The sequence below is a fragment of the Granulicella aggregans genome (assembly GCF_014203275.1).
Classification (GTDB): Bacteria; Acidobacteriota; Terriglobia; order Terriglobales; family Acidobacteriaceae; genus Edaphobacter.
On the sequence record NZ_JACHIP010000001.1, the window covers coordinates 338,977 to 353,130 of the forward strand.

Genomic DNA, 14,154 nt, shown 5'->3' on the forward strand with positions numbered 1-14,154 from the left:
GCCATCGATTCGGCGGCAGGAAAAGCCGCTCACGATTCGCGCGAGGTATGATGCAACGTCTGCGCAAAGTGTCCCTTATGTTCACTCCTCCCCTCGGTGGGGGGCGTGGCGGTTGTGTGGAAGTGATTGATAAGGATGTTCGTAAGGAGGATCGTGGCAAAAGAATTGAAAGTAGCAAACTATGCGACCCCTGCGCTCGACAAGGGGTTGGACGTGATCGAGCTTCTGGCGGGTCAGACCGAGGGCATGACGAAGAGTCAACTGGCCCGCGCGCTAAACCGGACGGTCTCGGAGATCTTCCGCATGCTTCTGACGTTGGAGCAACGCGGATACATTGCGCAGGTGGGGAACGATCGCTATTCACTGACCCTGAAGCTGTTCAAGCTGGTGCAGGAGCATCCGCCAACGGAGCGGCTGCTGGCGAGCGCGCTTCCGGTGATGCAGCGGCTGGCGCATCAGACGCTACAGTCCTGCCATCTCGGCGTTCTGGAGACCAGCCGGGTCGTAATCCTCTCGCAGGTGAATGCACCTACAGACATAGGTTTCTACGTAAAGCTGGGGTCGACGGTAGACCTGATGGCCGCAGCTAGCGGATATGTGATTCTTGCTCACCAAAAGGAAGAGCAGCGGCAAAGAACACTTGCGGATTGGGTTCGGGAGACCGGGAAGGCGCTGCCGCGCGATCTAAACTCTCACCTGAGTCGGATCTGCAGTGCGGGATACGAGAAGCGTGAGAGCTACCTTGTAAAGGGAGTCGTAAACATCAGCTTCCCGGTCTTCGATGACCGTGGCTCAGCTCTCGGAGCTCTTACAGTACCGTATATCCATGCCTCCCAGGGCCTTGCGATCGACGACATGATCAAGCCGCTTGAGGCCGCTGCGGGAGAGATTACGGCTGCGATCGGCGGTTTGATTCCCTGACCCGCCCTGTATCGGCGGGGTGGATCAAGGCCGGTTGATGCTTTGGTGTAACGGCTGGTCTCTCGAGTCGGGGCCCGCTGTAATGGTGTAGGTGCCGGGATCGACACTGAACCTATGACCGCTCTCGTTCCATACGGCGAGTCGTTCAAGCGGTATCTCCACTGAGAGACGTTTCTCTTCTCCTGGCAGCAGCGAAGCCTTCACCCAGCCGATGAGGCGCTGCGGTGGCTCGCCGGTTGATGCTGGCATGGCCGCATAAATCTGAGCCGTCTCGTCTCCGGCGCGTGTCCCGGTGTTCTTCACCGTGACGCTGACAGAGAGGGCGGAGCCGGTTGTTACGCTGAGATTCGTATACGCAAACGTGCTGTAAGAGAGGCCGAAGCCGAAGGGAAAGAGCACGGGCTTATGCTCGGCGTCGTACCACTTGTAGCCGACCTTCAGACCTTCGTCGTAAGTGACGTCAAACGATGGAAGGCCTTGCAGTAGCTTGAGCGACATCTTGTCGGAGTCCGTCCAGTCCTCCTGCGAGGCAGGCGGTGGCGTGATGAGTTTGGGATGCGGCAGGTCGGCGTCCGCGAGTGGAAAGGTGATCGGCAGCTTGCCCGACGGATTGCTCGCGCCGAAGAGAACATCCGCAATCGCGGTTGCTCCCATGCTTCCGCTGTACCAGCTTTCGACGATGCTCGATACATCTTTGACCCACGGCATCAGGACCGGACCGCCGGTCTCCAGCACGACGACCGTATGCGGATTGGCTTGGGTGACGGCGGCGATCACGGCATCCTGTCCGTCTGGCAGGCCGAGGGTCGGCAGGTCCACGCCCTCTGCCATCCACTGGTAGGCGAAGAATAGGACTGCGTCCGCGCCCTCCGCTGCTGCCGCGGCGGCAGCGGGGTCTGAGCCATCGTTGAAGGTCACCCTCACACCAGGCGCAGTTGCCTTGATCGCAGCAAGCGGCGCATCCGGGAACCATATCGCGCGCTGCCAGTCGGCCTTGCGTTCGGCCTCCGGAATATCGCCAATGGCGTTGCCTCCGGGCGGATCGACCTGCGCCGAGCCGCCACCGGAGATCATGCCCCTGTCGGCGTTGCGGCCAATCACGGCGATGGTGTGAATATGCCCGGCGTCGAGCGGAAGCAGATGGTCGCGGTTCTCCAGCAGCACAATCGACTTCTGCTCTATCTCGCGTGCAAGCTGCGCGTGGACGAAGACATCCGGCACCTGTTTCTTCGGCGGGTCATCCACTACGCCTGCGGCGAACATAGTCCGCAGAATGCGATGCACGTGGTCGTCTACTTCAGCGAGCGGAACCTTGCCACTCTCGACGGCCTGCTTCATCGCCGGGCCATAGAAGGTGTTCTCGGGCTCTTCGTTGTCGAGACCCGCATGGGAGGATTGCACCGTCGAGTGCGTTGCGAGCCAATCCGAGATGACGAAGCCGGGGAACTTCCAGTCTCCCTTCAACACGGTCTTCAGCAGGAACTCGTTTTCGCACGCATAGGTTTCGTTGACGCGGTTATACGAACACATCACCGCGCCTGGATGACCTATCTCAATGCCGAGTTGGAAGGCCAGCAGATCGGTCTCGCGCATGGCGCGTTCGCCGATGTTTGAAGAGACGGCGTGACGACCGCTCTCCTGATCGTTCATCGCGAAGTGCTTGATGTCTCCGATGACATGAGTCGACTGCACGCCCTGGATGAGGTTGCCCACCATCGTGCCCGCAAGCAGTGGATCTTCGCCGAGATACTCGAAGGTGCGTGCATCGCGAGGCTCGCGGGCAAGGTTCACGCCCCCACCGAGCGTCATATTGTATCCCTGATCGCGCAACTCCTGACCAATCATCTGGCCGTACTTCTGCGCCGCAAGAGGGTCCCAGGTTGCAGCGGAAGCGAGATTGCACGGCAGCGCGGTGGAGTAGCGGCCACTGCCTGCGGAGTATGCGACTCCATAGGCGGAGTCGTCTATCTGAATGCCCGGAAGGCCTATCTCCGGCAGACCTATGACAAATCCGGAACCGCCATTGCTCTCGGACGCGTGAGGATCGACCGGACCTTCGTGAGGATCGCCTGTACCGTGCATCAACTGGAGCTTCTGGTCGAGCGTCAACTGTCGCAGCAGAAGGTCCGCGCGCTGATCAGGCGAAAGTGACTTGTCCATCCACGCCCCGGGTTTCTTCGCTGGGGGAGTCTGGCCCGGGAGCGCGAGTGGAAGAGAACAAGCCGCACATAGAAGCAGTGTCAGAAAGCTTTTCAACTGGCCTTCCCTTTCTTCTTGCTTTGCCGCAATGCGGTTGAGCTTCTTACGATCAGCTCTGGCGAAGCCTTTACCAGCAGCGACGGCTCAGAGGTTGGAGAAGTCTTGACCTTGACGGCGTGGAGGATGTGCTCCGCCGCCTTCAGACCCATCTCGTTCAGTGGCTGACGAATGGTGCTGATGGAAGGTGTAGCGACACGCGCGGGGAGCACATCGTCGAAGCCCATCACGGAGCAATCCTCGGGCACGCGGACACCTGCCTCCGTGAGTCCCCGGACTACACCAAGCGCTGTGAGGTCGTCGAAGGCGAGCACTGCGGAGAAGGAGCGCCCCGAAGCCAGCATCTCTCGTGCCAGCCTGCAGCCGCCCTCGAAGCCTGACTCCGGGTCGGCGAGCGCGGGCAGCTCAAAGACCAGGCGAGGATCGAGCGTTGTGCCGCTTTGATCCGCTGCGCGTTGAATGCCCTGCCAGCGCGGCTCACTGTCACTCATGCCCTGGGGGCCGCGGATCACGGCAATCTTACGGTGGCCGAGGTCGCTGAGATGCTGCATCGCCAGAGCTCCGCCCGCCTCGTTGTCGACCAGGATCGAGCTGATACCGCGTGAGGTAAGGTCGCGGCCGACGATGATGATGGGAACGTTGTTCTTGCGAACATCGGCGAGCAGGTTGGTCTCTTCGAAGACCCAGCTTGCAATGACGATCAGGCCCTCCGCGCGGCGCTCCAGCAGAAGATTCAGGTAGCCGTCGAAGAGCTTGCGCTGGGTCTGCGCGTCCATGACCAGGGGCAGATAGTCCGCGGAGTGGAGGCCGGACTGGATGCCGCGCATGATGGGAATGCAGAAGGGGTCGGAGAGATCGAAGGCGAGCACGCCGATGGTCTGGGTGCTGCGGCGGCGAAGCGAGCGAGCGTGTGCGTCCGGGTGATAGCCAAGCTGGCGGGCCATCGCACGAACGTGCTCTCGCGTGGCGGCCGCGACATTCTGCGAGAGCGGAGCTTCGCTGAGGACGATGGAGACGGTCGAGACGGAGAATCCGCTGGCACGCGCAACGTCCGTAAGGGTCACATGGCCAGACTTCTTTTGCGGCATCTTTCGTTACCTCGCTGGCCTTAGCGCATCGTTTGTTTCGGCCCGGAACGGACTCCGGTCGGCATGTAAAAGATTTTTCCCTTGACATGCCGAAGAGCGAGTCCTATACCTATCACTCAAAGACCATTCAAACGTTTGAATCACAATAATTGGCCGTGAATCCCACGTCAATTCAAATCCCATCGATGCGGAGGCTTTCATGTTTCTTGGCCGGTGTAACAACTCCCCTTCCCTGCGGAGGCTGTCACTGTTTGTAAGCCTTCTTGTTTTGAGCGTGATCCCGGCATTCTCCCAGGCTGGCCGAGGCGGCATCAATGGCACCATCACCGACCCCAGCGGCGCTGTCGTCGGCGGTGCCGCGGTGACTCTGCTCAACAGCGCAAACGGGGCGACCCAGCGTACACGAACCACGGCTGCCGGCCTCTATACCTTCGTCTCCCTGAACCCAGGCCAGTACAAAGTTACGGCGAGCAAAGACGGCTTTGAAAGCGTTGCACAGGAGAATGTGACAGTCACGGTCGACCAGGTCAGCACTGTGAACGTCGCGCTCCGCGTGGGCTCGGCGTCGGACGTGGTGAACGTGACCGAGACGAGCGATCTTGCCGAAACGAGCAACTCGACCGTGGGACAGTTGATCACTGCAGAGACCATCGATCGTGTTCCGCTGCTTACCCGCAATGTCTTCGACCTCATCCAGTTGAGCGCCGGTGTCACAGCAGCCAACGGATCCAACAACTCTTCGAGCTCCTTTGCCATCACGAACATCTCGAGCGGACGGCCCGGAGTCGATGTTTCGTCGTACACGATCAACGGAGCGATCGTCGGATCGGTCTATTACATGGTGGACGGAAGCCCCGTGGGCATCGCGGAGAACAACGCGGCAGCAATCATCCCGGCGCTTGAGATTCCCGAAGACGGTGTGGACGAGGTACGCGTGGAGACACAGAACACCCCAGCTTCTTACCAGAGCGGCGGAGCAGGCGTGATCAGTCTGGCGACCAAGTCCGGCACTAACAAGTTCCACGGCGACGGCTTCGTTGTCATTCGCCCTGATGTCCTGGCGGCCAACGAGTACTTCAATAAGCAAAGTCAGCTCGCCGCCGGCCAACCCAACACGCCTCCGTCGTTCCATCGCTACCAGGAAGGCGGTGCGATCGGCGGCCCCATCAAGCGCGATAAGCTCTTCTTCTTTGGCGACTATGAAGCGACGCAGCAGCAGCAGTTCGACGGCTCGAACATATTTACTGTGCCCACCAGCGCGGAACGCACCGGCGACTTCTCTGCCGACTCGTTCACCATCTACGACCCAACGCTACCCGACAATGCGGATGGCACTCGCCAGGCATTCGCCGGCAACAAGATCGCCAATCCTAATCCGATCGCCCTTGCGTTTCTCGCGAAGATGCCGAAGTGCAACGTGGGAGCTTCCTGCGATTCGGCCACCAATGGCGCATTGAACAACTTCTACGCTCCGGGTCTCGATCCAACCACTGCGCAGCGTTTCGACGTCCGCGTGGACTGGATCCAGAGCGAGAAGCAGCGGATCTTCGGGCGCTTCTCCTTCGACCGCCTCTTCACCTCCACCTTCAACGCGTTCGGCAATGCCTATGACCTGAACTACGCCCAGAACGTGACCAACGGCCGTAACATCCTGCTCGCGGATGACTACACGCTGAACGCGAACACGGTGCTGCAGCTTCGCTATTCGTTTACCCGCCACTTCGAAAATCAGGGCGGGGATCCGGCGCAGAATGGTACTGATCTTACTGCTCTGGGCTTTCCTGCTTCGTTGGCAGCAGAGCAGGTCATCAAGGGGCTTCCCTTCATGACCTTCGGCGACGTGGGCGGCGGCGTAGGCGGCACGGCCGACTACAACACCTTCCGCTTTGCCAGCCAGAACAGCGACGTCAGCGCAACCCTGACCAAGGCGCTGGGCAAGCACGAGATCAACTTCGGATTTGAATACATGAAGCGCTTCCTGAACGTGGGCCAGCCACCTGCGGCCTCCGGCTCCTATGCCTTTGACATCAGCGGGACCGATCAATCCATTGCAAGCAGCTCTGGCGGCAGTGACTTCGCGTCCTTCCTTGCAGGCATCGGAACCATACCTGGGTCGGAGTCAGGCGATTATCCCAACTTCACCAAGGACATCTTTGCCGCCGAGTCCAGCCCGTACTACGCTTCTTTCATCGAAGATACCTACCGGCCCACGAAGACAATCACGATTACTGCGGGACTGCGCTGGGACATCTTCGGCGGTCGGACCGAGCGCCACGACCGTCTCGAATACTTCAACCCGAATGCCGCGAACTCCATAGGTGGCCTCTCCTATACCGGTGCTGAGATCTATGCGAGCAGCGGAGCACGTTCTCCCTTTGCGACGAACCTCAAGGACTTCGGCCCTCGCCTCGGATTCTCGTGGCAGCCGATGGATCACCTCGTGGTACGCGGCGGCGCGGGATACTACTACGGCCCCAGCACTCACATGGTCGCGGGGACAGGCCAGGACAGCGACGGCTTCTCGTCTCAGACAACCTGGAACGCCACCTGCTATAACGCCGACGGCAACACGACCTACAACGGAACCTCCGGTTGCCAAGGAGCGGCAGCAGGCGATCCAGGACCCAGCACCACCGGCATCTACTCGTTGAGCAATCCGTTCCCCAATGGCGTGGTGCCACTGATCTCCTCGCCCACCGGTCTGGCCAACAACCTGGGCACAACCCTACAAACGGTCTTGCGCTCGCAACGCACGCCTACGACCTATAACTTCAATCTTGGGGTGGAGTATGAATTACCACATCAGGTGATTCTGAGTGCCGGCTATGTGGGCAGCCGCGGGCTCTTCATCCCACTTGGTTCTGCCGACCTCAATCAGCTCGACCTCGGCACAATCGGCAAGTACGGGGCCTCCCTCTGTGTAGATACCTCGGATCCAGCCTGCACCATGGTTCCGAATACGTATGCCAGCCTGGAGCCCGCGACCAACAGCAACTATGGAGCTGCAACCATTCCGCTATGGGCATCGCTGCAGCAGTTTCCGCAGTTTGGCAGTGGCGGCTATGGCGCGGGCAATGGAGTTAACATCCACGGCTATCCCGGTGGCGATTCCGAATACAGCTCGCTGCAGACCAAGGTGCAGAAGCGCCTTACCAAGCACTTCACGACGCTGGCCTCCTTCACCTGGGCGAAGCTGATCACAGATGATGGGAACCCGCCGCTTGGATTCGTTGGATCTCACGCTGGGAGTCCGCAGGACTGGAAGAATCTGAGCCTTGAACATTCCATCAGCCCGCAGGATGTGAAGTACCAGTTCACCGGGCATGTCTCATACGATCTTCCTATCGGTCAGGGCCGCGCGCTGGACTTGGGCCGCATTGGAAACGGAGCGCTCGGAGGCTGGACAACGAACGGAATCCTCTACCTGAGCACAGGCGTTCCCATCGCTTCGCCAGGCTCGGGCAACCTGATAAACGCGAACGTTTCTTACTTCAACCAGCGATCGGATCTAATCTGCGATCCCAGCAAGGGAGCGCCCCACACTGTCGAAAAGTGGTTCAACTATAACTGCTTTGCGCAGCCAGCTACCTCGTTTATACCGGGTACAGCTCCAGCGTATCTCGATCATGTCCGCACGGAAGGATCGAAGGATGTTGATCTCTCCCTCTACAAGGCGTTCACTATGGCCAATGAACGTGCTATACGCTTTGACATCTCCTGCTATAACGTCGCGAACAGGAAGCAGCTCGCTGCCCCGAACGTCCCAGGCGTCAATGCTATTTTGACGCAGTCGGCCGGCCCCGACGGCAATTTCAACCCAGCGTATGGACAGGCAGCACTCTTCGGATCGAGTACCGCTACCATCAACACCCCACGTCAATTCCAGTTCGGTGCGCGTTACACCTTCTAACCCGCATTCACCGTATCAACCGGAGCCATTCTCTTAGGAGGATGGCTCCTTTTTTCTTTAATGAAAGTCGTGTGAGCGTACTTCAATTGCCGCGGCGTGAAGGTGTTCCAGTGATTCAGCCTTCACATGCACGACACCGTCCTGGTTTTGCAGCTTGCCATAGACCTTGAGAAACCTGCCTCGCGTAACGAGGACGCGCTCGCGTTCGTAGAGCTGCGGAGTGATGATGATGTTCGAGATTCCTGTCTCGTCTTCCATCGAGAGAAAGATGAAGCCCTGCGCCGTACCCGGACGCTGACGCGCAATGACCGAACCGGCGGCGATGACCCGGCGGCCATCCTGCTGCTGACGAAGTTCAATAGCGGAGGATACTCCCATGCTTTTCAGTTCGCGGCGACGGTAGGCCATGGGATGCGGGCCAGTGGTGAGGCCGGTGCCGGAGTAGTCCGCGACCAGCCGCTCATCGGTCTTCATCTTCAGCAATGGCGAATGCGTGGAGCGTGGCGCAGCTTCACTCTGTTGCAGCAACGGGCCGACGGGACGGCTTACCTGCTCGATCTGCCAGATGGCATCGCGCCTGTGCTCCACACCGCCAAGCGAGTTGAGAGCTCCGATGCGCGCCAGTTGCGCGAGGTCACCGCGATTCAACGCGGGCACACGCAGTGACAGGTCTTCGACACTTTGAAAGGGGCCGCGTGAGTGGCGCGCGCTCACCAGTTGCAACGCTGTAGAGGCTTTCAGGGAACGGGCGTAGTTCAAGCCGAGGCGTAACGAAAGCGAGCCGCTGGGCTCACGCTCCACCGTGCAACATGTCTGCGATATCTGCACATCAATGGGCTTCACACGGAGGCCGTGAAGCTGAGCATCCTTCACTAGCGTGGCGGCTGTGTAGAAGCCCATCGGCTGGTTGTTGAGCATCGCGCAGGTGAAGGCCGCAAGATACTTCACCTTGAAGTAGGCTGAGGCATAGGCAATCAGAGCAAAGCTTGCGGCGTGCGATTCAGGAAAGCCATAGAGCGCGAAGGACTGGATGCTTTGCACGATCAGTTCCTGTTTCTCTGCATCGATTCCATTCTCGCCCATGCCCCTGCGAAGCTGGATCATCAACTCGCCCATGCGCTTGACTGATCTGCGCATGCCTACAGCCTTGCGGAGTTCTTCAGCTTCAGCACCTGAAAAGTTTCCAACCACCATGGCCATCTTCAAAAGCTGTTCCTGAAAGAGCGGGACGCCGAGTGTGCGCTTCAATACTTCATCTAGCTTAGGGTGAATAGCTTCTGGTTTCTCGAGACCTTGTCGGCGGCGCATATAGGGATGCATCATCTTGCCTACGATCGGGCCAGGACGGATGATCGCCACCTGTACGACGAGGTCGTAGAACTTGGTTGGAGCATTGCGGGGAATGGAGGCCATCTGGGCGCGGCTCTCCACCTGGAACATTCCTACTGTGTCCGCACGACGGAGGGTCGCGTAGACCTCTGGATCATCGGCGGGAAGCTGTGCCAGGTCTATATCTTCTCCATAATGTCTTGGGATAAGGTCAAGGCAGTCCTTCATCACGGCCATCATGCCTAGGCCGAGCAGGTCGATCTTGACCAAGCCAAGCTCGGCGCAGTCCTCCTTGTCCCACTGCACCACGCTGCGGCCCGGCATGGAAGCACGCTCCAGCGGAACGACCTTGTTCAAGCTGCCCTGGCAGATGACCATACCGCCAGAGTGCTGGCCGAGATGGCGCGGCAGGTCCTGCATGCGTTCGCACAGCTCAACATACTTGGCGATACGCCAGTGGCCGAGGTCGAAGCCTGCGTGGCTAAAGTTGTCGCTGAGAGTCTCGTCCTTCTTTCGCCACTCCCAATGGCCGATAAGACTCGATAGTCGGCCCAGCGTCTCCTCATCGAAGCCAAGCGCCTTGCCGACCTCGCGTGCCGCAGACTTGCCGCGATAGGTGATGACGTTCGCAGTCATCGCAGCGCCAAGCTCGCCGTAGCGTTGATAGACATACTGAATGGCCTGCTCGCGCTTGTCGCCCGAAGGGAGATCCAGATCGACATCCGGCCACTCGTTGCGGTTCTCGTTGAGGAAGCGCTCGAACAGCAGGTCCATGCCGACTGGATCGATGGCCGTGATCTCGAGCGCATAGCAGACGACCGAGTTCGCCGCGCTGCCTCGCCCCTGGATCAGGATGTCGTTGCCCTTGCAGAAGCGGACGATGTCCCAGACGATCAGGAAGTAGCCGGCGAAGCCGAGCTTTTCGATGAGCGCGAGCTCGCGCTCGGCCTGCTTCTTCGCGCGCTCATGCAGATCGGGGTCGCGCTTCGGCAGGTAGCGGCTCTCGATGCCTTCGGCGACTCTCTTGCGCAGGAAGATCTCCATTGGCTCGCCGGTCGGTGTATCGAAGCGCGGGAATTCATAGCCGAGGTCGTTCAGTTCGAACTGCAGACGTTGTGAGACCAACAGTGTGTTCTCGATGGCTTCGGGAAGATCGCTGAAGATGCGGCGCATCGCTCGGGCGCTGCGAACCTGCCGCTGCGAGTTGGACTGCAGCAGACGGCCTGCTTCATCGAGCGAGACATGATGGCGGATAGAGGTAAAGATGTCGAGCATCTCACGCTCATACTGCGTCGCATAACGGACTCCGTTAGTGGCAAGGATGGGCAGGTGCAGGCTCTCGGCGATGCGAAGCGCGGCCTGGTTGCGGACTTCTTCGGCGCGATCGCCGTGGCGTTGCAGCTCGACATAGACATTCCCGTGACCGAAGAGTTCGGTGAGCTGTTCGACACAATGACGCCCTGCCTCTTCGCCTCCTGCGTGAAGAGCGGACGCGAGAGGACCTTCATCCCCGCCGGTAAGACAGATCAGGCCATCGCGAAACTCCGCAAGGTCATCGACCCGCGCCGCGCCTTCGCTCTTGTGTGGCTCACGCATTTTGAAGCGCGTAATGAGCTGGCAAAGGTTTTGATATCCGGCGCGCGAGGTGCACAGCAGAGGGAGTCGTACCGGCTCTGCCCTGTGCTGATGCGGCAACCACTCCGGCGGCTGCAGGCGATCTCCAAGATCAGTGACAGCGATCTCCGCGCCGATGTGGGCGCGCACTCCATTCTCCTTCGCGGACGAATGAAATCGTGGGGCACCATAGAAGCCGTTGCGGTCGAGCAGCGCCATGGAGGGCATATCCACTTCGACGGCAGCTCGAATAAGAGCTTCGGGTTGCGATGCGCCTTCAAGAAAGCTGAACGCGCTGGCAGCATGGAGCTCGATGTACTCCGCAGAGGGATCAGTCATAGAGCGCGTCCATCTGCCAGCGGTCGCCGAGAAGATCATGCGTGATGAGACACAACAGCGAGTTGCCAGGATCTGCCGCAGCTTGAATGTCCCACTCTTCGCGCGACCACACCTCAGACGACCACCAGTCGCCACTTCTACGCCACGGGCCGTATGCCTGCTGCACCTTGTAGAGCCTGCTGTTGAACCAGAACGAGGCCAGGCTGCGACCTTCACGTTGAACCGAAAGATTGACAGGAGGGCGGCAGCGCCGAAGCGCAATCGTATGCCGTGCCGTCTCCTCTTTCACCACCGACTTCGGAACCGTGAAGCGCTCCATCTTGAAGCTGTCCGGCCGATGCCTGTCGAGCAAAACGGCCTTACCTACGCGATCCTCGCCGACCAGCGCGGCGATGCGTGCCAGGGTTACGTCGAGACGCGTGGGCTCCGGCAGTTGTGGCGCGAAGAGTCCCATCTGCACCTTGCTCCGATCTCCGGGCTCGGCGTGGAGGAAGATGTTCATCACCCCCGCCGATGGAGGATGCGCCTGGAGATCGAGGTACAGCAGCTTCAGCAACACCTCTCTTTGAGCCACCGGCAGTGCTGGCTTGAGGGTACGTTCATGCTCGGCACCGCCATCGAGGCCGAGCTTGATCGTCACGCTTGCCAGCGCGTAGCAGCGGTTCTGTGCGCGGGCAAGCAATTGGTCGAGCATCGGGCCAACTACGAAGAGCAGCGAGTCAAGCATCTCTACAGGCGCATCGAAGGCGATGAACTCTTCGAGCGAAAATGCCGGCTCTTCAGGGACCATCAGGTGTGGATGTTCGCCACGGGCAAGCAGCCTTAGTCGCTTGCCTTCCTGCCCCAGACGCACGACAAGGTCTACCTCCGGCAGAGCGGCAAGATCGCCTAGCGTATGCAGCCCCCATAGCGATAAGGTCTCTGTCTGCTGCGCGGTGAGAGGAAGCGCGGCAAGCGGCAGGCGGCGCAGATGCGCTTCCTCCTGTCCTGTAGGAATCACAAGGTGCTGCCTGCGCGCAGACGGTGCTATGCAGACAGCCGCATGTAGATTGGCGCTTGCCGCCAACTGCACGAAAAAATGTAGCGGCTTCATGGCGCGGGCTATTGCAGCTATCGATCGGTCAGCCGGGCCAAAGATCCGCGACGTGCCAGTCATATCGAGCGCCATCACAAAAGCCGTACCGGCGGATCGTTGGATCTCGATGCGCGGTGTGAATCTCGCAGCCGTCTCCAAGAGAACCGAGCGCGCGACGCGCTCCTCGACCGCCGAACGTCGAAGCACAGACACGCCCGAAAACATCTCCAACTCCGCCCCCGTCATACCGTGTGCGACACCAAGCTGGATGGCACGCACGTTCGCGCTGCTGACCTGCTCCAAAGGCGGATCGCCTTCCACGACGACGACCGGCGACTGCGACTTTTCCGGTCGCAGACGCAGCAGCGCCTGTACCGGAAACTCCGGTATATGGACGCAGATATAGAGTGGGTCTTTCACCCCGGCGGCCCCCATGCGGCATGGCTCGTCCATTGGCCTGGCCGTTCGCGCTGCATCGGTTTGCGGATGGGGATCACGCGGGCGGCTCTCTCCTCAGACCGGCTGCGGTCGATGGCGGCGCGGTAGCGGATGCCAGTCATGACGCGAGTTTGCGCTTCCATGGCTCCGGTCTCAAGCCGCACGACAAGCTCTGCACTACTTCTCGCGCAGGGATGCTGAGTCAGAAGCACAAGGCTCGTTCGTGATCGCTCGCAGGCGGCACGAAACCTGAACCACGTCGCCAGCGGGATGCGCCATGCGATCTCCGGCGGGGTGCTCCCGAGATCGAGCACGATGGCACCGAAGCCACCTCCCTGCAACAGCAAATCGGTAGTGCGTATCGCCTGGTCGAGCGCAGGCCAAGGGCTACGAACATGCGATGCATTCTGTGCGGATGCTTTTTGGAGCAGCATCCGCTCGCTGGAAGCCACTTGCGGCACACGACGGGGCTGCGGTTCCGCGCAGCGGGGAGCGATGGCCAGATTATCCCCGCGCCTCGGCGGCAGGCGATCGGAGTTCACCTGCTCCTCGCGTGGACTAGGACGCTTGTCCAAAGGCCGATTCGGAGCTCCCGGCGTACCGATCATCTTCCTTTCGCGGCGAAGCTGATGGTCGAGCAAGCCACCATGGGCCTGAAGCAGATTGCCGATCGCCTGCGGCATATCCCGGCCCTCGGAGCGCGGATGCGGGCTTCCACCGCCGGTGTGACGTGGTTGTGTGTTGCAGGCTTCGACACGGCTGGGAGCACTCGGACGTGGGGGAGCGAAACTCTGCAATCGCGGCTGTCCACATCGCACCCAGAGCAGGCGTTCGAGATCCATGCCATTGGCGGCCACGCTTTCGATGCAGAGTGCATCGGCCACATCGACCCAGGCGCAGACAGTATCCGTCCGGGCAAGGGCCGCCAGATAGGCCAGCGCCAACGAGGTGCGGCCCGAGCCCTCCTCGCCGACCAGCTCGGTTATGGCACCCTCCGCAACACCGCAGTGCAACAGACCGTCCACTGCGCTAATGCCTGACAGAAGTCCAGGCCTGACTGTCCTGGCTGCCGGAGTCAGCGCGGCTGGCACCTTGGCGGCGAGAGTGGCTTCGATCTGTTTACGGAGAGTCTGAGCGGAAGGCATATCTTCGCCTTATATTCGCCTTATTCTCCTCTTTGCGCA

The 14,154-nt window shown here is 60.2% G+C and carries 7 protein-coding genes; 2 read left to right on the plus strand and 5 right to left on the minus strand.

What is annotated here, in order from left to right:
• Positions 1 to 153 precede the first annotated feature (153 nt).
• On the plus strand, positions 154 to 921 hold the full coding sequence (locus tag HDF16_RS01380; RefSeq protein WP_348641206.1) for an IclR family transcriptional regulator: 768 nt from the start codon (positions 154 to 156) through the stop codon (positions 919 to 921).
• Between the two features lie 24 nt (positions 922 to 945).
• Here the strand turns inward: HDF16_RS01380 and HDF16_RS01385 are convergent, their stop codons facing one another.
• Together HDF16_RS01385 and HDF16_RS01390 are read right to left on the minus strand one after the other, a co-directional pair.
• Entirely contained in the window at positions 946 to 3,081 is a 2,136-nt protein-coding gene (locus HDF16_RS01385) for a beta-glucosidase (RefSeq protein ID WP_184213382.1), read from the minus strand.
• Between the two features lie 92 nt (positions 3,082 to 3,173).
• Positions 3,174 to 4,265 carry a LacI family DNA-binding transcriptional regulator gene (locus HDF16_RS01390; RefSeq protein WP_184213383.1) on the minus strand — a complete coding sequence of 364 codons (1,092 nt, stop codon included), beginning with the start codon at positions 4,263 to 4,265 and terminating at the stop codon, positions 3,174 to 3,176.
• 199 nt (positions 4,266 to 4,464) lie between these two features.
• Between HDF16_RS01390 and HDF16_RS01395 the strand changes: the two genes are divergently transcribed.
• The gene (locus tag HDF16_RS01395) at positions 4,465 to 8,175 is read left to right on the plus strand and encodes a TonB-dependent receptor (RefSeq protein WP_184213384.1); all 3,711 of its coding nucleotides are present in this window, start codon (positions 4,465 to 4,467) and stop codon (positions 8,173 to 8,175) included.
• 57 nt (positions 8,176 to 8,232) lie between these two features.
• On the opposite strand, the gene HDF16_RS01400 is transcribed toward HDF16_RS01395, so the two are convergent.
• The 3 genes from HDF16_RS01400 to HDF16_RS01410 are packed head-to-tail and all read right to left on the minus strand — an operon-like array spanning position 8,233 to position 14,115.
• Positions 8,233 to 11,457, minus strand: coding sequence for a DNA polymerase III subunit alpha (locus HDF16_RS01400; protein WP_184213385.1), 3,225 nt, complete (start codon positions 11,455 to 11,457; stop codon positions 8,233 to 8,235).
• Positions 11,450 to 12,952: a DNA polymerase Y family protein gene (locus HDF16_RS01405; RefSeq protein WP_348641208.1), complete on the minus strand. Its 1,503-nt coding sequence runs from the start codon at positions 12,950 to 12,952 to the stop codon at positions 11,450 to 11,452. The genes HDF16_RS01400 and HDF16_RS01405 overlap by 8 nt, the downstream gene beginning before the upstream one ends.
• On the minus strand, positions 12,949 to 14,115 hold the full coding sequence (locus HDF16_RS01410; RefSeq protein WP_184213387.1) for a recombinase RecA: 1,167 nt from the start codon (positions 14,113 to 14,115) through the stop codon (positions 12,949 to 12,951). The genes HDF16_RS01405 and HDF16_RS01410 overlap by 4 nt, the downstream gene beginning before the upstream one ends.
• Positions 14,116 to 14,154 lie beyond the last annotated feature (39 nt).

What these genes read in the sequence shown, in the direction of transcription:
- HDF16_RS01410 (WP_184213387.1), bottom strand. Translation starts at nt 14,115, where the DNA reads ATGCCTTCCGCTCAGACTCTCCGTAAACAGATCGAAGCCACTCTCGCC.
- HDF16_RS01400 (WP_184213385.1), bottom strand. Translation starts at nt 11,457, where the DNA reads ATGACTGATCCCTCTGCGGAGTACATCGAGCTCCATGCTGCCAGCGCG.
- HDF16_RS01385 (WP_184213382.1), bottom strand. Translation starts at nt 3,081, where the DNA reads ATGGACAAGTCACTTTCGCCTGATCAGCGCGCGGACCTTCTGCTGCGA.
- HDF16_RS01390 (WP_184213383.1), bottom strand. Translation starts at nt 4,265, where the DNA reads ATGCCGCAAAAGAAGTCTGGCCATGTGACCCTTACGGACGTTGCGCGT.
- HDF16_RS01395 (WP_184213384.1), top strand. Translation starts at nt 4,465, where the DNA reads ATGTTTCTTGGCCGGTGTAACAACTCCCCTTCCCTGCGGAGGCTGTCA.